This window comes from Granulicella paludicola (assembly GCF_025685545.1).
GTDB classification, from domain to species: domain Bacteria; phylum Acidobacteriota; class Terriglobia; order Terriglobales; family Acidobacteriaceae; genus Granulicella; species Granulicella paludicola.
The window spans coordinates 16,606-39,933 of the sequence record NZ_JAGSYC010000022.1; the positions used below are offsets into that span (position 1 = coordinate 16,606).

At 55.7% G+C, this 23,328-nt stretch carries 16 protein-coding genes; 1 reads left to right on the forward strand and 15 read right to left on the reverse strand.

The window, feature by feature from the left end; translation table 11 throughout:
• Positions 1-5: 5 nt before the first annotated feature.
• From OHL14_RS06190 to OHL14_RS06200, 3 genes are read right to left on the reverse strand one after another with little or no spacing between them, the layout of a single operon-like run.
• Positions 6-4,250, reverse strand: a complete 4,245-nt coding sequence (locus tag OHL14_RS06190; RefSeq protein WP_263378462.1) for a helicase-related protein — start codon at positions 4,248-4,250, stop codon at positions 6-8.
• Positions 4,247-6,865, reverse strand: a complete 2,619-nt coding sequence (locus OHL14_RS06195; protein ID WP_263378463.1) for a hypothetical protein — start codon at positions 6,863-6,865, stop codon at positions 4,247-4,249. The genes OHL14_RS06190 and OHL14_RS06195 overlap by 4 nt, the downstream gene beginning before the upstream one ends.
• A complete protein-coding gene (locus OHL14_RS06200) occupies positions 6,862-8,361 on the reverse strand; it encodes a BREX-1 system adenine-specific DNA-methyltransferase PglX (RefSeq protein WP_263378464.1) in 1,500 nt (499 codons plus the stop codon). Before OHL14_RS06200 ends, OHL14_RS06195 begins: the two co-directional genes overlap by 4 nt.
• 545 nt (positions 8,362-8,906) lie before the next feature.
• Between OHL14_RS06200 and OHL14_RS06205 the strand changes: the two genes are divergently transcribed.
• Positions 8,907-9,554, forward strand: coding sequence for a Y-family DNA polymerase (locus tag OHL14_RS06205; RefSeq protein WP_263378465.1), 648 nt, complete (start codon positions 8,907-8,909; stop codon positions 9,552-9,554).
• Positions 9,555-9,842: 288 nt separating this feature from the next.
• Here the strand turns inward: OHL14_RS06205 and mobF are convergent, their stop codons facing one another.
• The 12 genes from mobF to OHL14_RS06265 all read right to left on the reverse strand — a co-directional run bounded on the left by mobF (position 9,843) and on the right by OHL14_RS06265 (position 23,301).
• Positions 9,843-12,614 (reverse strand): MobF family relaxase, encoded by a 2,772-nt coding sequence (mobF, locus tag OHL14_RS06210; protein ID WP_263378466.1) that lies wholly within the window; start codon positions 12,612-12,614, stop codon positions 9,843-9,845.
• Between the two features lie 9 nt (positions 12,615-12,623).
• Positions 12,624-14,618, reverse strand: a complete 1,995-nt coding sequence (locus OHL14_RS06215; protein ID WP_263378467.1) for a type IV secretion system DNA-binding domain-containing protein — start codon at positions 14,616-14,618, stop codon at positions 12,624-12,626.
• A gap of 2 nt (positions 14,619-14,620) precedes the next feature.
• Entirely contained in the window at positions 14,621-14,995 is a 375-nt protein-coding gene (locus OHL14_RS06220) for a hypothetical protein (RefSeq protein WP_263378468.1), read from the reverse strand.
• A gap of 189 nt (positions 14,996-15,184) precedes the next feature.
• Entirely contained in the window at positions 15,185-15,511 is a 327-nt protein-coding gene (locus OHL14_RS06225) for a hypothetical protein (protein WP_263378469.1), read from the reverse strand.
• Positions 15,512-15,533: 22 nt separating this feature from the next.
• On the reverse strand, positions 15,534-16,484 hold the full coding sequence (locus OHL14_RS06230) for a RepB family DNA primase (protein WP_263378470.1): 951 nt from the start codon (positions 16,482-16,484) through the stop codon (positions 15,534-15,536).
• A 67-nt stretch (positions 16,485-16,551) separates the two neighbouring features.
• Complete coding sequence (locus tag OHL14_RS06235; protein WP_263378471.1) at positions 16,552-16,947, reverse strand: single-stranded DNA-binding protein; 396 nt, start codon at positions 16,945-16,947, stop codon at positions 16,552-16,554.
• 488 nt (positions 16,948-17,435) lie between these two features.
• Positions 17,436-18,404, reverse strand: coding sequence for a CpaF family protein (locus OHL14_RS06240; RefSeq protein WP_263378472.1), 969 nt, complete (start codon positions 18,402-18,404; stop codon positions 17,436-17,438).
• Positions 18,401-19,198, reverse strand: coding sequence for a type IV secretion system protein (locus OHL14_RS06245; protein WP_263378473.1), 798 nt, complete (start codon positions 19,196-19,198; stop codon positions 18,401-18,403). Before OHL14_RS06245 ends, OHL14_RS06240 begins: the two co-directional genes overlap by 4 nt.
• Before the next feature lie 163 nt (positions 19,199-19,361).
• Positions 19,362-20,282, reverse strand: a complete 921-nt coding sequence (locus tag OHL14_RS06250) for a hypothetical protein (RefSeq protein WP_263378474.1) — start codon at positions 20,280-20,282, stop codon at positions 19,362-19,364.
• A gap of 29 nt (positions 20,283-20,311) precedes the next feature.
• Positions 20,312-21,100 carry a hypothetical protein gene (locus OHL14_RS06255; protein ID WP_263378475.1) on the reverse strand — a complete coding sequence of 263 codons (789 nt, stop codon included), beginning with the start codon at positions 21,098-21,100 and terminating at the stop codon, positions 20,312-20,314.
• A 27-nt stretch (positions 21,101-21,127) separates the two neighbouring features.
• Positions 21,128-22,459, reverse strand: a complete 1,332-nt coding sequence (locus OHL14_RS06260) for a TrbI/VirB10 family protein (RefSeq protein WP_263378476.1) — start codon at positions 22,457-22,459, stop codon at positions 21,128-21,130.
• Positions 22,460-22,461: 2 nt separating this feature from the next.
• Positions 22,462-23,301 (reverse strand): TrbG/VirB9 family P-type conjugative transfer protein, encoded by an 840-nt coding sequence (locus OHL14_RS06265; RefSeq protein ID WP_396270998.1) that lies wholly within the window; start codon positions 23,299-23,301, stop codon positions 22,462-22,464.
• Positions 23,302-23,328 lie beyond the last annotated feature (27 nt).

The window sequence follows — 23,328 nt, forward strand, 5'->3', positions numbered from 1 at the left end:
GGTCTCTAATCCTCGTCGTCGTCCAATTCAGCTACTCGACCGTTCTGATTTCTCACGATTCTCAGCGCGGCTCGCAGTACTTTCTTCTCGTCATCAGTCTTTGATTTAGGACCGTATTCTCGGGACAACACGAATCTAGCAGCCTCGTCAATATCGCGAAGCGAGGTCATTGGCGGTCTAGCAAAACCTGGCATCTGCCAGTACTCGCTCAATCTCGTAGTTGTATACAAACGTCGAAACTCATCAATCAGTTGCTTAGCTTGATTCCTCATGCGGCTTTCGTAAAAGTCCGGACGTTGCGATGAGCCAATCTTTGAAAATCCTCTTCCGTGCACACCGATCGCAGACACAGCGAAGTCCATGAAGTCGTTTACCGCCCTTGGATAGTCGTTCTGAGTGAGAAGACGATTGACATCATTTACTGTCTGGAAGGTGAGGGTGCGGTCTTTATCTGTATCCTTTGCGTTTACAAACAAGTACTGCTCAACCCACCCGCATAGCCATGCCTGGAACAGGCTTGCAAGGATGCGATCATGTGCTGCTGCCGCCCATCGTGTGATTGCTGGCGGAGCAATCATCCGCTCAAGGAATCGGTGGAAGATGTCGTGAGTCTCAACTATGTAGCGGTCACGTCGGGCATGAGGAGTAGGAATCAGCAGGCAAAATCCCACGTGAGACCTACCCACGCGTGACGATGCTTGGATGAACTCTGCGATGTCCGTAGGCATACCAGCGAAGAACATTGCATTAAACTTGTCAACGTCTACGCCGTGCGAAATGGCCGAAGTAGCGACGATGCTTCTCAGTGTTGCGTCCAAGTCTGGAAAATCATCTCCAGGTTGCTGCGATCCCTGCGCCGCACGCATGATCTGCTGAATCTCTGCAACGTCTACTCCTCCGGATATCAGTTCGGTCTGCAGTTGCAGGAGAGGCCTCGCGTAAGCGGTGTGCATCTTCACTACTTCATCCCGAAACGCATCGATGACCTGGTCGCCACCCTTCTTGTTGGTGACGTATGTCAGTGAAATTCGCATGAGATCGAGAAGGGTTGCGAGGAGGTCCGTGCTGTGGTGTGCAATTTCGCGGATAGCTTCTTGCTGAAAATGCGCGAGGTTGCTTGGGCCTACGTTATCAATCAGGCGTTTTATTGCCGCGTCTCGATTCGTGCCGCTCTGGAGATCTGTCCACAACTCCGTGATGGCGAGGTGGTAAGCGGAAAGAACATTCACGGTCGTGACAGTATGCGTCCTTCCATTCGTCATCAGCGAGACGTAAAGCCGCATCCAGGGAGAAGCAAGCTCGGGCTTCATGGGACTGTTCCCACCAATACCGCGGCGTGACGCTTGCGTAGCCTCTGCCGGCCGGGAGTAAAAAGACTCATAGATAGAGGTGCCAGGATAAGGAAAGTGAGCGTGGCGTCGCTGGTAGAGCGCCCCGAACTGCTGCTGTGGAACGCTGACGGTCGCTGTGGCGGCGATGACTTTAGGAAGTCTTGGTTTGTTTTGCGCGAAAGGCTGACGAGCAACACGTGAGCCTAGAAGTTTGGATGTTCTATTGAAAAGTTCTTCCAACAGGGTCTCAAAGAGTCCTGCGAACGTGCCCAAGCTTTCTTCGAGCAAGTGTGCCTCGTCTTGAATGATCAGGGATGGAAAAGGGTCAACAAAAAGCTCAGATCCACGCGAGAACGATGGGCAAACTTCTTCGCATCCGCTCGGCGCCGCGCCGTCTCGAAGCTCTTCTCTTTTGGGGGAAACAATTCGAGGGGTTCCTTGTTCAACCCATTTGGCAAGGCCGAACATGCCCATTACTCTGTTTATCGTGCTCGGGTGTTGGCCGATGAGCGCTAGCTTGTCGATTACGCCAAGGATTACCGATGGCGCATGACGATAGATATCCGAGTCTACGATCAGGAACGGCAGCGGCTGCCAAGAAGTCGTCTTGTTCCATTGACAATCGGGATTAAAGCAGACAATTGCGATCTCTTTTGCGGTGCGGTATTTTAACCGGCGCAGTCCGGTCATCCACCCGCAGCTCGGGCAATTTGCTACCTTGTTGAAGCTCTTATTGACTTCGTCATACTCTGTTGTGGCCGATGAGTCGGAACTGTACTTCCCCAAGACGGCATCTGGCACCGGATCAAGCTTGTCGTCATCTGCTCGGTTTGGCGTGTTTCCGTTTCCGACCCAAAAACCGATTTCGAACGGTTGACCATCGAGATGTTCATGCCTTCGTATGTACTCTGCCTGGATGAGAATAGCTAATAGTCGTTGGGCCTGCTGTAGGGTGAGGAGTCGCAGGGGGTATCGCAACAGGGCGGTAACACCAAATTTCTTGCCTCTTAGGCGATCAAGAAAGAGATTGAAAATCAGGAGTCCGAAAAAAGCTTCAGATTTACCTCCACCCGTTGGGAAGTAGAGCAGCGTCGCCGTTTCTTCATCGAACTCGAGATTGAACCATTCTGAATTAGCGAACTCGGGCATGCGTGATGCAAGTGTGGGGATGTGAGCAAGGATGAAAGCCAACTGAAAGAGGCGCCAAGATTCGATACCCTTCGCTTTTCCGGCGCTCTCAAACGTTCTGTTCAGTAGCAACCACGCTCGATATGGGATAGCTTCACGACTACTAGGATTATCTTGAAATTTTGCGGCGGAGGTTTCTAGCAGCCGGATACCCAGATTGATCCTTTCGACTTCCCGCTCGTACTTCGTGAGGTCATCATGGAAACGGCGTCGCTCCCGGTCCGCACTCTCTGCGTCGTCCGTCCCTTCAGCAGGATCTAGGGTCGTCTGCTGCTCTTGAATCCACGACTGATATGCGGTGGTCAGTGCATGGAGCGAGGCCGGATCGAAGCCGCTCTGACCGAGCTCTGCAAAATTTGTGGGAAGTCCAGGGACTGCGGTGGGAACGATCCGGGGTTGGACGTATCTGGGCATCCATGTCGTGTGAAGGCTCAGAGTGTCGTGGTCAGAGTCTGTGGCGGAAGATACTCCACAGTTAACACCAATGGCGGCATAGGAGAGAAAGTTCCGGAATCTGTAGGACGGTTCGACGCGATCAAGTTTAAGCGGCCTGTGAATTCGTGTAGGTAGTGAAACAGCGATTGATACTTGATGAATGGCGTGCTCATATCGATCACTCTGCCTGCTAGGAGCGTCAGTAGCATTATTCTCAAGGAGGATTCGTACGTTCTTTCTCCCAGCATCTCTGAGGTCTGCGGCGATCTCGACGTAGAGGCGAACATCGGTGAGATTGGGGAGAATGTCACTGAGGACAACCGGAGTCTTGCGGAGGTTAATAAGAAAAAGATTCCAATCTCCTTGCGATCGAAAATTACTCGGCAAGATCTTCGCAGGCCTGTAGCCCCAGTCTGCACCATACGGTGTTGCAAGCCATTGTGAGACGGCGTGGGCGACCGTCTTCGGCAAAGCCATGGACCAGATATCAGCCGCTCTTTGAGCACTCTCATTCGATAACGTCTCGATGACGCAAGGCTCTAACGGGATGTCGATTCTCTGCCACTTTTCCGGAACGTCTACTGACTGCGCCGAGGCGTCCGTGTCGAATGTGTATGAGCCGCGATTGGCTTCTAGTCTCTCGGGGCCGTCGGCATTAGCTGAATCTTCCGATGTCGTAGGGTTTTCGGCGGACGAGAGTTGGCTGTCCTGTCCTTGTGGTGTTCGATCTGGATTTTCCGTCAAAATCTCGTTGGGTGCAACACGAACTCCCTGCAGAGCCAGTAAAGCGCGATAGATTTCTTGTTTAAGAGTCCGGAGGTTTCTGCGGTCCGACTCCTTTTTCAATTTGTCCTCATCGCGTGCTATCTGAATGCGAGCTCGCGTCTCGGTCGTTACGGCAAGTTCGACGGATTTCTTAAGATTCGGTCTAGGGTAGATGCCATTAGCTTCCGTATGCAGTTCAACCCAAGACGGCAGGGCGCGAATGTAGATTGCGAAGCGAGGAGCAATCGTTATCTTTTCGGAAGCAGTGCTTGAAATCTGGAAATCCAAGCCGTGCGTGCTCAGATGAATGTCGGATGTCTCATCCTCCCCTGAGCTCTCGAATCGGGGCAGAAGAAACCCTGAAACAAACTTCATGGAGGGCTTAGCGCCGAAGACGACTTCTCCATCAACTCCGGTGCCACTAACACGCTGCCATGTGAGGTTCAGAAGCGCGTCAGTAATACCCTCTTTGGCATCGGTAAGGCGTTTCTGGAGAGCGTCAGGCTGCTTTTGTAGGTCTGCTATTTTCATCCGATAGCCTCATTAGATATAACCGTTTCGACGTATTCTTCCGCTGTCTGTGCAACCCTCCACAAGTCAACGGCTGAGATTTGAGGTAAGCGCGACGCAACGGATTCCGGGTCGATTAAGGTTGTCATCAAGAGTTGGTGTATGAAGTTGCCACTCTTGATTCGTGCTGACCGGGTGCCGAAGACTCCGTCTTCCCATAACAAATTGGCTAAGAAGTCTGAAACATTCAACGCGCGCATGAGGAGATCATAGTGTTCTTTCTTGCCGGGGGCGTGTGGGCGCACTTGGTCCCTTGGCAGAGCGAGCAACTTTTCGACCTCTATCCAACGGCGTAGAGTCGCAAGTGACGGAAGGTCAGCATTGGGATCGAGATCGAGTATCCGGTCGCGCAAGGCGACGGCCTTATCGTTTAGATCACTTCCCGAGAGATTAGCGGCTGCCTTGGAAACCGTCTTGTGATACTCCGCAAGAAAATCTGTAGCATGAGCGGAGAGTTTCAGAATCTCCTTAACGTTTTCGACAAGCTCCGGTAGAAAAAGACAGATCTCGTCGCCTACCCGAATATTTCGCGCTGGGAGTTTGTGCCACGGATGTGAGATGTCGCCTTCGAACACCGGAATCTCCGAACCGTCGAAAACCCTGATGATAATTCCGCTGGACAGTGTGATTGCGCGAGTTTGTCCTGTTCCAGAGTTCTCATAACGATCAGTGAAATCCGACATCCCACGACGAACAGGACGGACTTCATTCCTGAGATCGTCGATATCGCTGAGATGAGTCGAAACGCCGTTCATGAGTGCCGATTCAATCGGGAGGAGAACCTGGGCAAACGGATGCGGCTTTGCGAGTTCAAGAGCAATCTTGAGCTCTCTGCAAAGCTGTTCCGCACTTGCATGATTGCTGATGATGGAAATTACGGTTACGGGTTCAGACTCTCCGAGAACTCTAAGAAGTATCCCTAGATAAGGCTCGAAGAAGATCAGGCGAGAGTATCCGTCGGGCTTGTTCCTCGGCAAAGCATCTTTCGTTGAGAATAAAGTGATGCGTTCGGGGCTCATTCTCACATCGAACAGAAAAGGGTCATTCTTGATTCGCCATAGCGCAAAGTCACGGGATAGCGCATTGGGCATGGCTATGTGCAGTCTCTCGCTTTTCGAAATGGCGCGCCGCAAACAGTTGTCGAAACGCCCCCTAGCTGGGTGTGATTTTTCAAGCGCGGCGATGATCGCATCAAAAGTCTTGGCGAACTGCTTGATCTGGTCTTGGAAGGCGCCCCCAGCTCCGTGGTCAATGGCATGCAGCAGTCGCGCCCGCGCCGCGACGTGGTCATACTTCGCTCCAATTCGTTCGAGACGTGCGCCTTCATATAGTGAATGCAGGAACTGAGACAGTGAGCGGGGCTCCCCAGGCAACGCGAGTAGTCTCCGTAAGACATTGCATGTATTTGCAACAGCATCAACGAGTTCTCCCTCTCCGGCCAGAATCAGTTGACGCCTGAGACGCAGCCCTTCCTCGATGGCTCTGAGACCATCTGTGCCAAATACCTGTGCGTCGACTTTTGGTACGAACGAAGGAAGAGGGATGGTGGGTGTTAGATCATCGCGCTGAAAGTTAAAAATGACCTTGAAATCGGACGGGGGTCTCCGAGTGCTGTAAGCCTCAGCTCGCAAGGAATCGTAGTCGTTTAGAAGTTGATAGCGGAGCTCTTGGATGACATACAGGTCGTCGCTAACGGCTAACACTGGAGGTGCATCCTCAACGTAGACGTTGATCAGATCATTCAGCAGTGTGTTTACTTGCTCCTTCCATCCGAGTTGGAGACTTCTCTTGCGCTTATCCGTCAGATCCAGCAGAAGTACATCCGGGTGTCGCTTGCCTCGACGTGGAAACAAGTCCGAATCTCGTAGTTGCTTCTCAGTCCCATTGTCAGAACCAATTCCAATCAGAAGAAAGGGCGTCGTTGCGATGTCAACTGCCTCGATACTTTGTTTGGACCGATTAATCCAGGTGTACCGTCGAAGGCGTTCGAGGAATTTCTTGTCGTAGGTCTTGCTGCCGTCGGAGGGAATAAGCGCGTGCGGAAAAAGCTCATAGAGCGTTGGGTGCTGCAGCGCCTCATCGGCTAGGATTGCGGCCTTGAGAGTCGCACTTCGCTTGTTATGTTGAAAGACAGAATGCAAGCTCTGCAGCGCTAGCACAAATCGTGACCACGGTTGACGCTCACGCACGTTGATCTTTGCCAAAGGGCCTTGAATGCTGACGCAAAGCGATTCCCGATCTACGAGCACATCTTTCAGCGGAGAAAAACTATTTCTCGTGGCTGGAAATAGAAGACTGGTGAGGCCTTCGTCGGAACATCGTGGCAGCCTTTGTAGGCAGGCATAGGCATGAAGGGTGGCAAGACTGGAGAGACGTTCGGGAGCGATGTACAGGGCGACGCTCTTACGCTCTGCGACGACGGCGTTCAATACTTCGAGCGCTTCCGAAGTATTGGTATTGATGCCGCAAGTGTTTCCTGGATCAGTATCGCGGCGCAGCGCACAAGTTTCTAACGGCTCCACAGCCGGGAGGGAGGAGTAGGAGCGCGCAGCCGTTTTGCTATCGAACGCAGTCATCGCTCTTCTCCAGCCACTGGGGAAATTGGCGGAACGGTTGCTGCTTTCATCGTGAGTGCATAAGCCGTATCTGCTGCCCGATCGTCGTCTTTACTCCCAGCGAACGCAACTTTGACCTGTGAGTGCGACGGCAGAGGCAGAACTTTCAAGGCGCTTACCGAAACGCTGACCGTACCGCTGATCCGACGAAAGCGGGAGTCAACCGCTTCGGTGTTCAAAAGACGACAGAGCACCGTGAGGCTTATCTTTTGGGCAGTATCTGGGCGGGGTAAAACAAGCAAAGTGTGATTCTCGGAGACAAAGCCCTTTCCCCCAGGAACAGACGATTGGCGCACGACCGCAGCGATAAGCCGCCTTCTTTGGCGACTGTTGCTGGTTCGCTGCATGATGATGGCATCCGTTGTAACTACGGCGGGGCTGTCCTGCCCTATTGCCGCGAAGCCAATCTTTTGCTTCTTGTCCGCATTGCCATCGACAAGAGGCTTGCAGGCTGCATTGGCTTTGATGTTGTGGGCCCAATAGAGAGGGACTTCGCTACGTCTTGCACAGCTTCCGACGCGGTAGCGGTCTTGCTCCCTATTCCAAACAAAATAACCAGTTTTGACAACGTAGCCGTAGTCCTCCAATGACTCGCAGGCAGAATCAAAGAAGGATTCTTGGTGCAAGGCATTCGGTAACGCCCAAATCCGCTCGGACGGCTCAGTAGGAACGTCAAGGTTGCCTAAAAGTTTCGCGGGTTCGCAGAGCTTAAGCAGTGAGCTGGTAGGAACGTGCGCTGGTCTCTTCGTCCCGTGTTTTCTCAGTGTGAGCACGCAAACGTCACAAAGAACATCCATGAAGAGTTCGCTGCGCTGTTCGATGGGGTCAAGGCTAATTATTGAACTTTCGCTGAGAAGGAACTTTCTAAGCGCGGAAAAATATGGCCCTCCGAGAAACGACATAGGAACGATAAGGCAGACCAGTCCTCCAGGCACAGCCCATCTGAGTGCTTGGCGCGCAAAGAGCGCGTATTGATTGACATGACCATCTGTGATGACCTCTTTGAACTCGTCCAGCAATGTGGCAGGTGCGCGAAATACTCTTCCGTATGGTGGGTTAACAATGACTGCGTCGAACACCGGTTTCGCGCGAAGCGCCAGGGTGTCTCGCTGTTTGATCGCTGGCTTAAGGCGCTTGCTCGTTCTAGCTGTCTCATTCTTGAGAACGTCTCGCAGAAGAAGTTTCGATAAGGCCGCTAAATCCGGTTCAATCTCGATACCGGCAATTGTCTTGTTGACAGCACCGACGATTTGACGAGCATTTGCGCCCGCATCCTTCTTCAGTCTAGAAATGCTAGCGGCCAATGGAACGAGAAAAGCTGCTCCACCGGAGGCCGGGTCGAGGATTCGGTGCTGCCCCAGAACGATGCCGTTATCGGTAAGCACTTTGAGGGCATGCTTAGCCAGATGCGGTGGTGTGAAATAGGCAGAAAGCTTTCTTCTCCGATCGGTAGGCATGAGGAGTGCATAAAGGCTGGCAAGCCAATAGTGGCGCTCCTCGCTGGGCAGCGTATCAAAGAATTGACCAAGGCCTCGATCATGCGAGGTTCCATTTATGAGATCTTTGCAAATCTGGAGAGGAAGGACTCCAGATTTCTTGGCGCTAGCTGCTAAGCGCCTTAGCGTCGGAACACGACTCGCTGTAGCGTCGCTCAACACCGCCTCGGTAGTGGTAACTCCAGATCGCACACAACCTCTTCCGAGCGCTGATCGCTCGCACGTGCAGACGAGCATGTTCGGAAGATGGCTGGATCCGTTCGCTCACTCTCGACTAGTTTACCGAGGCTAAAGCACCATAGGCGGTTTGCGCCAGCAAATGTGGTCGATGGTTTATACGTGCAACATTTTCAAATACATAATCTGCGACCCTTCAAGTCCTATGAGCGTCAGGGCTCAGATCCGTGGACAGTCAATGGGCGAGCCGCACCACAACATCTTGTGGTGTGGCGGGAGTAGGGCCGTGTGAATTTATGTTCGCTTTATATTCGCCTAAACTCTTCATCATGGCAGGCACCGTGAATTGGCTGATCGTGGATCTCAACTCCTACTTCGCTTCGGTGGAGCAAGAGCTGGTGCCGGAACTGCGCGGCCAGGCGATTGTCATTGTGCCAATCGAAACGGACAACGCGTGCTGCATCGCTGCCAGCTATCAGGCAAAGGCGTATGGCATCAAGACCGGCTTCAACCTCCCCGATGCCAAGATCGCGTGTCCTCATCTCTTTGTTGTACAAGCCCGCCCACGATTGTATGTCGAGTATCACCACAAGATCATTGAAGCGATTGAGCGGTGCGTCCCCGTGCAGTCGGTGATGAGTTGCGATGAGTTTGCCTGTCAGCTCATCGGCAAGGAACGCAATCTGGTGCGGGCTACGGAGATTGCATACGCCATCAAGCGAGAGATACGCACGGTAGGCACAACTCTTCGGTGCTCCATCGGACTTGCACCAAATCGGCTTCTGGCGAAGATCGCCGGAGATATGCAGAAGCCGGACGGTCTGATGATCTTCGAGCAGCGCACCCGCATACCATTCGGGCCGCCCCCGCCGTTGGAAGAGTTTGACGATCCAGCCGACAACGAGCGTGCTATCCGTGCCAGGGTACGCAGAGCCGAAGGACGTCGCGAGCAGTACCGGAAACCTAAGAGGGCGTGACCATCATGAGCCGTGTCTACATGAAATTCGAGCGTGTGTGGGCATATGGCGCGTCAGTTTCACGCCACTGGGTAGCAGCGATCGGCTACGGGATCTGACCTTTTCAGACGGTCGAAAGACTCAAGAACTCGCCGGGCGGGCGGGAGCGTTGCGGGACCTCGCGTCGAAACAAGGGCTCGAAGTTGCGTTGCGGAATGGCCTTCGCGGAATTGAGCTGAAGCTCACGCCAGAGCAGTTTGAGCGGCTAAAGACCCGGTAAAGGGTCATCATTTCTGGAAAGGCACTACGCTATAACGCAAGCCCAAGACCATTGCTTGCGACGGTCGTCTGATTCTTTTCGAGTGTAAGAATGAGCGCGGGTTTGAGGGCGCTCCCAACTTCAACAGCGGACGCTTTGCTCACATCTCGGCTAAGGGATTCGGCGAGTGTGGTCGCATTATTCGTAAAGATTTGAGCGTCGAACGAAGCCCGTGAAACCGAAACATACGCAAAACGGCTGTTGATGAGTTCTGGGTGAACTTGCGTATCCATGTTCACGAGGACCCGCTCCGATGTAAGCCCCTGAGAGCTATGGGAGGTAACGGCATACCCATGGTCGAAATGTCTCATCTCGTGTGGATCGAAGGTGATCGTTTTCTTGACGCCGTCCATGCTCACCGTGATGCGTCCGTCGTCCCCAAACCGCAGAATGGTGCCGAGATCGCGGTTCGCAACACCAAGCTCGCGATTCGGTGCGGTCAGTTGTATCCGGTCTCCGATAGCAAAATCACGTTCGATTTCTCGGTAGGCAGAGATTCCACGTAGCCGCGCAGGATCGTAGGTGGCGAGTTCGCCGTCGGGCTTCCGAACCGTTACGAGATTGTCTTTGGGAACTGTTGCCACAACCTGCGCGTAACTGCCAGCCTCGATGCCGTTCTCTCTACTCCCTCGGGTGTAATGAAGAACATCGCCGGGTTCGTACCGTGCTGCCCAAGCCCGATCCGCACCCGTCATGTCCGAGCGTGGAGTGAGCACGCGGATCGAGCGATCTTCCTTATCCAGCAATCCAACCTCCTGCAACTCACGACGAACCTCTTGATTCAAGGCTCGTCGCGAGGCGTTGTCCGGCGACACGATGATGGTGTTCTCAGGATGGGCGGCATAGGACTTCGCGATGGCCGAGATTCGTTGTTCTGCCTCGGCGATTTCGGTGACGCGCCCCTGCTGTTGCAGCATCCGAACGCCCACCTCAGTTTCGTTTTTCGAGAGATGTTCGACTGCCTTCAGAAGCTCGGGGTCTTGTTGACGAACGATGTGGTCTAGTAGAGCACTCCGCATTCCTGATTCTTGCAGCTGCTCGAACGGTTTTCCGGCATCCACGCCTTGGTGCTGCCGGACGTCGCCGATCAGAAGAACCTTGTCGTCGGTGCCGATTTTTCTCAGAAAATCGCGCATCTGCTCCGTCGAAGCGAGCGACGATTCATCGACCATATAAAGATGCTTTTGCGAAGGGTCATTCGTATTTCGAGGCCGGGCGATGAAGCCCTGTAAAGTGTCGGCGGTTATGCCTGCTTCTCTAAGCTGGTGCGCCGCGCGGGAGGTAGGCGCAAAACCCTCCACAGAGTACCCATTCTGTTCTGCGCCCTGACGTATAACGGCCAGGGTGCTGGTCTTCCCGCTACCCGCGCTTCCCTGCAAACCCTGGACTTGATCGCGGGAGGTGAGTATCTGTTCGATCGCTTTCCGCTGGGTGTCATTCAATCGCTGGTGAGCATCCGTGAGAGGAATCGCATCCTGAATCGACATGAGCTGGGGCGCTTGTCCTTGACCCTCCCGAACGGAGCGGAGAATCTCTTTCTCCGCCTGAATGGTTCCTTCCGTTGTGAAGTGCCGGCCTGTCGAATGCTTGCTCCCATTCACTTCGCGGAACTCGCCAGAGGCAACGCGGGTTTCGAAATTGGCGCGAACTTCCGGGTAGGTCATTTCACCCATGCCGCGACGCATGGCGTCTACGAAGATAGCTCGCTCGTCTAGCACTGCCTCACGCTCGAAGCCTTTGTCACGGGCGAAGGTCAGCGCTGAGCTAGCCTGCTGGGTTCGTTGTTCAAGTGAACTTTGATGGGCTTTACTTTTCCGTCTTGATTGCGCTTCCGCGACGACGGTTTCCGCCTGGTTCCCATATTCGGCGGCGATCTGGCGATGTGCCGCAACGACCTCAGCAGGTGACAGTATCTGCTTTCCATCGCGTGTGTTGTGTGCCGCAATCTGAGCGGCTTCCGGGCCTGAATAGCCGCTGCGTGCGACGGCCTCCACGATCTGCTGCCGCCGCGGGCTGGAGGCATCAAGATACTCCTGTGAATAGCCTTTTATGTCGGGCGCGCCGCTCCGCCCTGGCTCGATCTCATACCCCAGCGAACGGAGTTGATAGGTCAGATGGGATTGGTAGACGGCAGTTGCGAACTGCTGGGTTTCGAACAGACTGCGCGGTTGCAGCGCGCGCATGGTTCCATCCTCGCGCTCTGTCATATTGAAGATCACCGAATGGGTGTGAAGCTGCGGCGCGGCATATCCGTCGACCGGGCGAGCGGTGTCATGCTCAAAAGTGGCGGCAACGAATCGCCCGGTGGATTCGGGGGCATGGTTGCCGCCGATGCGGGCCTGCGTATAGTGCTCCAGTTCGCTAAGAGCGAAGGCAACGGCCCTACGGTGTGCCTCGCGAACCTCGTCATCGCCGCCCACGAGAGCTGTCAGAGAAACAGATTTCGGCGCAGAGAAGGTAGCGTCCCAACCGGCACGATGCTCGACGGGCGTAACGGTCCGCCCGTCGTCCGTCTTGTATTCATGGGCGACACGATGCTGCACGAGCTGTTCGCCGGTCGCAGGATGTTGGCCTTCGGCCAAGCGGGAAAACTCCAAGGCACCCACCCCGCCAGAGAGGCCAAACTCCTCGGCTAGCTTGCCACGCCATTCCCCTTGGATGGTGTCTCCCTGCTTCCAATAATTCTGCTCTGCGGCGGTGAACTCTTTGGCGTGATAAGTCTGAGCCTGAGTAGAAGAAAGCGGTTTAGATATCGTCAGCATGGCGTCCTCTTATCCGCGTGTGATGAGGTTCTGAACATCGTCATCGGGAGTCAACGTAAACTCCGGCTCGATCTCCTCGACCTCGGAGATTCCGTCAGAGGTTCTGGGCGAGGACGGTTCCGGCTCTTGCTTCAATTCAACCGGAACAGGATCGACACTGCCTGTCCGTTTGGGCTGGTACGGCAACTTGTCGTCGGGGCGCTCGCGAGCCTCGAATCCATTCGCCACGACGGGCATGTCGAAGTACGGAAAGGAGAAGCGCGTGACATAGTTCTGGTACTTCATGAAGGCGTGCAGGTCTGCAAGGCCGGAGATTTCAGACTCCAAGACAAGCGGTTCCACCTGACGGTCAAGTTGGAAGTTCCGTCCTGCGCGGGTGCCATCGAAGTGTGTCTCGCGCAGTCGCTCTACCTCTACTTTGCCGATGAATTCGCTCACCCACTGACCGGCCTTGGGCTCCTTCGTTGTGAGCCAAACACTGGTTGCTGGTTGGGACAGCATGACCTCCGCCATGTGGCCGTACAGGTATTCGAGCTGAGCCTTTCCTTGGAAGCCCAGCACCACAGGATTGCGGCTCTTTCGGGCTTCTGTGATGGCCGTGTGAAGCTGGGGCAACTTCTGCAGGCTCGCCAACTCGTCGATGACAAACCACACACGGCGCTGTGCCTCTTTGGGCTCGTTCAGGAGACGCAATACCAGCCAATCAATCCATAAGCTCTGAAGGGGACGAAGAGCTTCTCGCTCTGCTGGAAGAGACGTGAGAAATATCCATCCCTGCCGCTTCTCGGCCCACTCGGTGGCCGTCCACGATCCATTTCCTTCGCTCGACTTTGGCAAGAGGCGCAGGCTATCTGCGACCAGACCGAGAGACGCCAGCACACCTGCTCTTTGTTGATGTGCGCGAGAGTCAATGAGGTGGGCGTGCTCGGTTCCTTTGAGCCTGCGGTCGATCTCCTCCGGGTTTGACATCCAGTCGATCAACTCCTCCGGCGTCGGGCCGTAGGCCATGAGGAAGGCAAAAATCTTCTGCGGCGATTCGATGAAGAACTCGCCCTTTTTGTCCTGCGGTGGCTGGAATAAGGAAGCCGCAAGAGCCTTTGCTTCAGACCGGCTACGCAGTTCGTCAGCTGGCCCCCAATAGGGGCAGCGCTTGTCGAGCGGATTCAAAATGACATCGCCACGCGAAGGGTTATAGAAGCGCTTTACGAACTCACGGGCGGGGTCATACACGATGGCTGCATCGCCCCGACTTTGGACTTGGCGGAGCACCTGAAACATCAGCGCGGACTTGCCAGCGCCGGTGTCCCCGATGATCTGCATATGCTGTGCCTCGGCACGCATGGGGATGCGGAGCATAGGCGTCATATCGTTCGTCTTGAAACCGACTCCATCACCCTTCACAGTCTTGTTGAACTGCTGCGGCGTTAGCATCTCTGGGCCCTTGAGGCGGCGCCCATACTTCAACTGTTTCTGTCGCTGAACATCCTTGAAACATGCGATCGGCAATAGGACCAGGAACAGAACTCCGCCGCCAAGAACGGGGGGCTCGAAGAATGCGAAGAGCGTCATCCCTTCGAAGACGACACCCTTCAGATAAAGGCTGAACCGGGCATCCACGTAGCTCCTTGCGGGTGCCCGAAACAGGAGCGAACAGCTGCGATCGCGAGCGTCTGCGGACAGAGCGAGCGGTATGAGCTGGCCGCCCGAGTCCTCAGTCTTGCCGAGAACTACGTCATCGTTCATGGCGGGGCGCGGAGTGCTTCGCGCGCCACCCACGAAGAGCAGACGATAGGTGCTTTTGTGGCTCTTCATGACAGAGCCGAAAGCTGAGGACCGCTCGTAGGCGGATAGGCAATACCGTTGCAAGGGCGTCGCCAGATGGATGCGAACACAGACAGCGATGAAGGTCAGAAATGCGACACCAAAGGCTACTGCATATGTGAAGATCGGCATGTGGCGCGGCCAAATGACGGTCTCTTTTCGACCCCAAACAGTCTTTGCCATAATTACCTCCTCCTTTCTGCGATGAGCTTGGTAGCAAGGTCGTACTTGGTCGCCCCAATCTCATTCACCAACTTGTCGAACGCCTCGGCGGTCATTCGTTGTCCGGTTCCGAGTGAACGAAGAACGTTGACTAGGAGAAGCCGTACCCCGACGATCTCTGACAGAGCAATTAGCTCTGTATCGTTCGCTCCGCTACGGAGGCTGCGGAGAGTAAGGTCGCGAAGCCACTCCCCGGTTGTCTTGCCATCGGCAGCCGACGCGTTCTCGACCGTCCGATATTCCGTCTCCGTGAGCTTGGTGCTGAGCGTCTGATTACGACTCTCGCGACCCCGGAGCGAACCCCTTTTCACTGGCCGTTCGGTATCTAAAGTAGGCATCGTTCTTGCTCTCCATCTCCGAAAGCTCAGGGAGCTAATAGGCTCCCGGCATTCTGTTATGTTCTGGTGTTTCAGTGGGAACCCATTAGCTCCCGCAGGGAGCTAAACAGCTCCCTATCAGGGGTGGAGTGTCAATCTTCTTCCGGTGCGCAGCACCGTGACTGCTTTGGCTCTGATTCATACGGAGGCTCATACCTTCGAACCTGCCGCAACAGCACTGCTGGGTGCCACCGATGATGTCTCCGTAGCGGGCTTCTTTGCGGCTACTTCCCCTCCCTCAATCGCTGGCGCTTTGCGGATACGAAGCGTGGATGAAACCTTTCGCGCTTCGGGCGACTTCAGGAACTCCTGGAAGTCGCGGTCTTTGGTGAATACATACGCAAGCGCCTGCTCGACGACATCGTCGGCGGAAGCACGGATGAAAGAGGCATATTGATCCACCTGCGTCGCGGTGGTTTCAGTGAGTCGAATGGAAGCGCTGATCTGTCGTGTTTGTATTACTTCCAGTAATGGCATTGGGGTTCTCCTTCGGGGATGGTTATGCAATCTTTCGGCGACCCAGCATGCGCAGTGCTGTGTCGGTTATCTCTCGCGCACGCGAAGCACAAGTTCTGGCAGGTATCTCTAGCTCGCGGCGAAACTGAAGCATGGTCACGATATCCTCGCTGGGGATGCCTCCGATGACCCAGAGCTTGGCGGAAGCGACGTCGACCGTGCGCTGCGCGTAATAGAGAGGATTGGGCTTATCGGAGCGGCGGGAAGCGAGATCGCGCGTAAGCTGCATCGCCTCCGCACCGTTCTTCAATTGGCCACACACCCAGGCCCAATCGTTCTCCGATGAGCTTCCCTTCGATGGGGCCCGTCGAACCGAGATCGAGGCCGGTGTGCGTTCGGCGATAGGTTCCACCTCTGCGAGACGGAAGTCCGCAGATGTCCAGACCTTAGAACTCGGATACTGGGCGGACACAACATGCTGCGGCGTGTACTTGCAGTTCACGAAGCCAGGGATGCGCAGAACCCGGTTGCAGTCCGTGCAAGCCGGATCGCCACCAAACGCCACGGAGAGCTGTTTGAGGGTCGATTCCTGCGTCTCGAAGTCGAACCCATCGACACACCAAAGCACCTGATACTTGTTGGGCGATGTGGAGAGAACGACATTCGGCGTCGGCACCGAATCGGAATCCAGAAGCTCGCCGAGACGAGCTTCCCCATCCGCGTCGATGTCCAGATAGAGATGCCGCACGCAGGCAATGCTTTCCTTCGTCCGCTTCCGGCTTCCAGGCCGAAGCGGATTCGCACCGACATAGATGTTCATGCCATCGGCATTCTGGTGTGACAGCCACGCGAGATATCGGTAGGTAAGCACTGTCTCCAAACTGACGATCCTCTGTGTCACCTTGGTTGGCGCTTCACGCCGCTGAAGGACTGCGATCGTCTCTTGAGGGTGGAAGCTACGGGTTAGGAACTCGCGAGCGACTTCGAAGTTCATTGCGAAACCTCAACGGTGTGGAAGCCCGGCGTGAGCCGAGCTTCCGGTGAAGGGGTAAGGAAACGGCCTAGAAGGCCGCTTCCTCCTGCTGGGCAGCGTCCTGCTCTTGCTCTTCGGGCGTCGCCTTGGCGGCGCGATCCAGCTTCAGAATCGAGCCCACCCGGATCTCCCAGATGGTCCTCTCATCCGGCTGCTTCTTGCCGACCTTGGCGGGTAGGTACTTGCGGCTGCGCAACTCGCCTTCAATCCGGATATGAGCGCCCTTCTTGAGCGTGCCTGCGAACTCGCCGAGCTTGCCGAAGGCCACGCAACGGTGCCACTCGGTGTGCGAGATGTACTTACCGTCCTTCTTATAGGAGCTCTGGGTTGCGACCGAGAGTGTGGTGAGGCTGCGGTCGTTGTTGGTGCGAACCTCTGCGTCGTTGCCGAGGAAGCCGATGAGGGTGACTTTGTTCTGGTACATGGTGGTGATCTCCGTTTCGTTGATTTGCCCGTATCCTGCTCGGGTCACACCTGGCGAAGCCCAGCGAGAGGGCCCGGCTCCCAAGTGCCAAGCTCTGCATTTGCGGAGGGTCCGTCGTAGACGGAAACCGTAACCCGGAGGGCGACGCAGTCGAAGCAGAAGAGCGCCGAGCCGCAGGGCGCCGGATAGGCCCCGAAGCGTGATCCCGAGTAGAGGACGGGGAACGGGACGGCAGTCTCCCCGATGCACCACTAGCACCCATCCCTTCCTGGCGGCAAAGGTTCCACCAATCCGCAGCCTCATCGCAAACCACAACCGCTCCGTGGAAGGACGGTTTTGAGCAAGCTCCGTTGCGTCCTCGACTGATCGCGTTCAGCACGCCGGGCGTTTTCAGAGACGAGTTGGGTCGTGCAGCTGCATGAGCCGCTTGAAGGAGCATGGGATTGATCTCAGATTCGGGTTCGTTTCTAAAGCTTGATTGCTGCTACTCAGGCCGCCGGAGCCCGGTAGATATCCTCCGTCAGGAAGCTTTGGTCGGCGTGGGCGTATCCCTTCACCTTCACCAGCTCACGTACCCTGCGTCGGCCTGTTTGGTCGCGCTCGCAATAGAGCACGAAGTCGATGGCTTCCGCCGTCTCCGATCGCACGAAGGCGTGATTCAGATTGGCTCGCGCACTCAATGCAAGATCGGAGAGTCGATTGAGGGCGTCCCATGCGGACTTTGCGTGGATGGTGGAAAGTGTCCCACCATGGCCTGTATTCATCGCCTGCAGCAGGTCATAGCCACATTCATCCCGAATCTCACCCATGATGATCCGGTCCGGACGATGACGAAGAGCTGCCGCTAATAGCTCACTCGGCGTGATGGCAACCTGCCCTGGTATCTCAGCCACGGCTTCCCAGCGAACGGCATTCGGATGCGAGATCTTGAGCTCTGCCGGTTGCTCGATGATGATGAGCCGTTCGTTCTGCGGTATGTGGTCGAGCAAGCTTTTCAAAAGCGTCGTCTTCCCTGACCCGGTTCCGCCGCTGATGATGCCGTTCTTCTTCTCATTGATGAAGCCGATGACGGTATCCCTAACTTCGACCGGCAAGCTGCCCGATGCGATGAGTTCGTCTGAGCTGTACCAGCGATTGAATTTACGGATGGTGAGCGTAGGCCCGTTGATGGACGAGGGTGAGCCGACGACGGCGACGCGGGAGCCGTCGGGCAGGCGGGTATTGAGTATCGGATTCTGGCTGGTCAGGTCTTGCCCCAGCAGACGGGCGACGCGCTCAATCGCTGCCTGCAAGCGATCGTTAGAGTATGGCTGCGAGAGCTTGATTTCTTGCACGACACCACCACGGTCGGCGAAGACACCTGTCGTCCCATTGATCATCAAATCCGCAATCGAAGGATCGAGCAGAAGTTCGCGCAGTTCCTCCGGGAAGAACGGCAGGATCAGATCGTAGCTCATCGCGTCGCTCCAGCATTTAGAGTTCCCTGCGACGCATCGGCTTCACCCGGCGCGATGGGATCGACGGAGAGCCGGTTCTCATGGAACTCCGTGATCGTCAGGCCTAGGGGATTGATGGTCTCGAACTTGGGGAAGATCCTTGCCTCTTCGTTCACTTGCTTCGGATCGAGGTAGTAGGTAACGCTGACCATCCAATGTTCTGTTCGTGGTTCGTGAGAGTTGCGCGGAGAATAGAGCTTGTCGATGACCACAAGGGCGGTTCCGCGTGACAACACGGCCCCCTGCACCGTCTCCTGGGACATGGAGGTGATGGTCACATTCTTGACCTCCACATCGCTCTGCTCGATCTCACCCGAGACGACCTGCGAGACAAGGTGATTCTGATTGTCTTGGGTCATGAGTTGAGACGCCATCGCCTGTGAGAGGAAGTAATAGTTCAGCGGATACTTCTTCGCGATTACCTCGCGGCTGATGGTGTACCGGTAATTTGCCCAGTCCGTCAGGTACGTGCGGACCTCGCCTTCGCGAGGGCTATAGTTCAAATCGCTGTAAGCGATGGCTTGCGCACGCCCCATCTCGTCGATGCGGATGTAGCGATTGGCGATGGGACGATGCGCCAACGCGAAGATCAATCCCATGGATCCAAGGAGCAAGACCGTCTCTACACCGATCACGAAACGGCTCAGTCTCCGCTCGGCATAGTGCGACGCATAGACCTCGTTTCCTATCTGATCAGCGAGAAGGGATTGACGAGGCGTCAACGGCAATTCAGTTGGCAATGTGTGAGATGACATGATGGTCACGACTCCTCTCATTGAGCGCGTTGAAGACAATCGCTGCGTAGATCAAGCCAACGATGAAGCAGCCGAGAAAGACGATAAGTAGTATCAAGCGAATTGGTCGGGTAAGACCCAATCGTCTGAGGGCTAATGCATGAATGTGATATCTGAACATGGTCTACGCAGCTCCAGAGGCGATTGCTGTAGAAATCAGATTGCTGACAGCGCTCCCTACACTCCCAGCCATCCCTGCGGCTCCCCCAAAGATCGCCTGCGTCATGCTGGGAATGAAGAGCATATTGATGATGAACGCGATGAAGACCATCGTGCAGGGGATGAGATTGGCGAGCCACATCTCCATCGAGTAATTGCTGTTGAAGGTCTGCTGGATGAAGCCGTTCAGGAAGCCGGCCCACACGAAGATGAAGGCGGCAGCCACGGCACGAATCATCGCGAAGCTGATGAGCACGTCCAGGAAGTGGAAAAACTTGGCTCGGAAGGTCCTCGTCATCAGGAGCGGCACGAAAACCGGACCGAACAGAGCGGTCACACCGTACAGGATGAAGGAGCTGCAGTTGATCAGAAAGAGGATCGCGGACGCCAGCCCTAGCAGTCCCTGCACAAAGAAATAACACAGGATTTGCGTCGGTGCCATCATCGACGGCATAGCTGTCTGATCTCCCGCAGTCTTGATCAGTTGAAGCAAAGTGTTCAGGGAACTCTGATCGAACGCTGCAACCATCGCCTGCGCTATATAGGAGAAGAGATGGTTCATTCCGAAGCTCGCACCGGGGAACGGATTGACCCAGTAACTTTCCAGCAGACAGCAGATGATGAGCTGCATCAGGAACTTCACCAGATCCCCCGCCTGTACCGGGTGATGGTGCAGGCGGAAGGTCATCGAACTGGTGCTCCAGTTGACGACCATGCTGATCAGCATGAAGAGCGAGATGCAGCTCAACTCCGTCATGCCGAGCTGGGTGAGGGCACCGCCATTCTGCGTCGTGAGATTGGTGAGATTGTTGGTGAACTGGTAGAGCCAATCGACGCCGGAGCTCGCGGTAGGAAGCGACTGCGCTAGAAGCAGAATGGGATTCATCTCAGTGCCCTCTCTTTGGAAATATGGAACTACGGCAGATACGTCTGCCACGTGCTGTCTTCGTTCGCAGCACTGACATCGTTCACGGAACGCTGCTGGTAGATCAGCGCGGTCGAGTTGAGATCCTGCGCTGCCGCATTCCGCTGCTGCATATTGGCGACCGTCATCTGCGAAGCAAGACAGACTTGCATCTGTCCCTGCGATTGTGTCTCAGACAGCTTCTGCGCTTCTGCCGCGTTCAGCAGGTTCAGCTGCTGGACCTCGCTGTTGGTGGCAGAGGTCACGTCGAACTGCTGCTGCAGGAGCGCGTTGTTCGCCGTGGTATTCGTCGTCCGCGTCGCGCGGTACTGTCCCACCGCCGTGAGGCAGTCAGGAGAGATCGAATCAGACATCTCGACCATGGCAAGCTGTGAAAGCTGGGGGCTGTTCCCGACCGTCTGCCCCTGTAAGTACAGGCTCGTATTGCTGCTCACCGGGACGGTGGCTGTCTTCCAGGCGGTTGTGGAAGTCGTAGGCGAGTTCGTGTTGAGCGCCAGGGTCATGTTCACGGTCTCGCCGAACATATTGGCGACGTTTGCGTTCTTCAAAGTATTGAGCGTGGTTTGCCACTGCTGCTTCACCGAGAAGTGGACGATGTTGTTCTCGATGAGCTTGAACTGATTGAGAGCGGTGGTCGCCTGAGAGACGAGGCTGGCATAGCTGGTGGGATCGAAGACGATGTCACCTACGCCAAAGAGCGCAAAACTAGGCGTGGCGGTAAGAAGAAGCAGCGCGCCTCCCACAAGCCAAGCACAACGGGATTTGAAGTTCACCTTCATGGAACCTCCAGAAAGAACAACGGGTGATTACAGCGTGGGATCGACGCGATGTTCCGCGTAGGACGGGATGTAGATGTCGGTGCCGATGTATACGCGGGAGCGCGAGCCCTCTTTGAGCGTGATCACCGGCAGGCGGTTGAGGAAGTGGTTCAATACCTGCTCGCCTTCCTCGGCGGACTGTTCCGAGATGCCGTTCCGGATCTCCATGGAAGGGCTTAGTACGCTGCCGTTATTGCCTATCTGCGCAAGGCCTCCGAGCCCACCGACCGCAGCAGCAGCAGCAAACGCCTGCAGGTAACCGTGATCGACCTTGGTGGCGACGCCGGTCGTGCCGAGTGGATCGAGACCTACATACTTGTCGAGCTGCAACGAGAACCCATCAGGACAGATGGCGCGGTGGAAGGTGACGAACATCTTCCGCTGCTGCGCGTTCCCGACACTCTGAACAGTTCCAATCAATCGAGTCCCCTGAGGCATCAGGAGCTGTTGGTGATCGTGCGAATAATAGTCGGTCGTCAGCATGATGAGGATGGGTCCGCTGAGGCCGCCATCAATGTGGTTCGTGACGACACCCTCAAGCACCGTTCCTTCGAAGACTCGGTAGAGGCGGCCGTCGTAGGTGTCGAAGTCGTAGCCCGCCATAGGGTTCGACTTGGCTCCGTCTTTTGTTATCGTCGAGACGATCGCTGAGGTGGGTTTCTTGTCTTCAGCTGCTGGAGAGGAAGCGGATGAAACAGTTTCCCCAGACTCCTTTTCTGTCATCGCTTCATATCGTCCCAGAGCAAAAGCGGGGCTTTGCCCAGAAGGAGTCGGGACCGAAGAGGACACATTGGTATGCGCGAAGTCGATCGCCACCGTGTCACTGTTGAGAGCCTCCTGGTGGAGCTTCTCGACCTCCAACGCTTTCTGCTTGGCTTCTGCCTGCGCCTGCGAGGCACCCGAGGTTTGCTTCGGTGCATTCGGGCTTTCGCCATAGATCGCTGCCCGCTGCGCGGGCGTCATAGGAGGTGCGTTTTCCGCTTCAGGTCCAGGCACCGCCTCAGCAGTCTGCAACTGCTGCATCTCAGCAGCAATCTCCTGTTGCCGCTCTTTGTCCTCTGCATCCTTGCGAGCCTGGAGTTGCTGCTGTCTCTCAAAGCTTGAGACCTGCTGTGGGTTGGCAGATGTCGGACGCATCGAAAGAGTGCTCGCCGGGGCCTGCTTCTTCTTTCCGGACAGTAGGCTCGATACATTCGCGATCCCTATGACGGCGACGATCGCGATCAAGGCGATAACGAAGGGAGTGCTTTTCTTGACCGGACCGACAGCCTGTGGCTGCTGCGGAACGGTCGCCTCTTGCTGCTGGGTAGGCTCAAGCATGGCTACTTCCCTCCTCCGGTGCGATGGAACTCGACCTTCTTCTTGCCGATGGCGAGGTATCCGTTCTCGAGCTCCTTCGGCACCGTGTACAGGCCATTGTTGTAATCGAAGTTGATGAGTGATCCTTTGCCGTCCTTCATCTCATACAACGCCGGTGTCTCTTCGAACTGGCCTCGCAGATACGTGAATTTGTCGTCATGCCAAATCTGCTGCAGACCGAGTTCCTTACCCTTTTTAGCGTCCCAAGTGAAGTCGAAGTGCAGGCTGCCGGGATACTGGCTCCGGTACTGCTCAGCCTTGGCATCTTCGGATTTGCGCTCCGCGGCAGCGGCGGCCCTCGCGGTGACAACCTCCTGCTTCGCCTTATCGAGTTCCGCAACGGGGACAAACACCGGCATCTCGGTGAGCTTGTCCTTGGCCACCTTGTCGCCCGGCACGAGGAAGACCTTCGAATCGAAGTGCGGGTCGGCGTCACCCGAGATCTCCTGCAGCTGCAAGGTGTACTCGTTACCGTGGTCGGAGACGATGTGAAGATCGGTCGTGGCATTCGCCAGCTTGGGCTTCACGCTGATAAATCGGCTGGCGACGTGGCCGCCGTCGAAGACCCAGTCCACGGTGTCGCCGCCGAAGACGGTCGCGACCTTCTCCTCTTCGGGAAGCAGAATCAGGGTCGACTGCAGCAGACCTGCGCGGATCACTGGCGGCGTTGCCGCCTCGGTCAACGTGACGGAGCGGGGAGCGTTCGGCAATAGATGATGGGTTTGTGGCTCGGCATGGCCGACGACGGCACTGGCGAGGAGGATGAATCCATGGACGAAGGAGACGATGATGGGTGGCTTCACAGTGTGATCCTTTCAGTTCAGGTAACA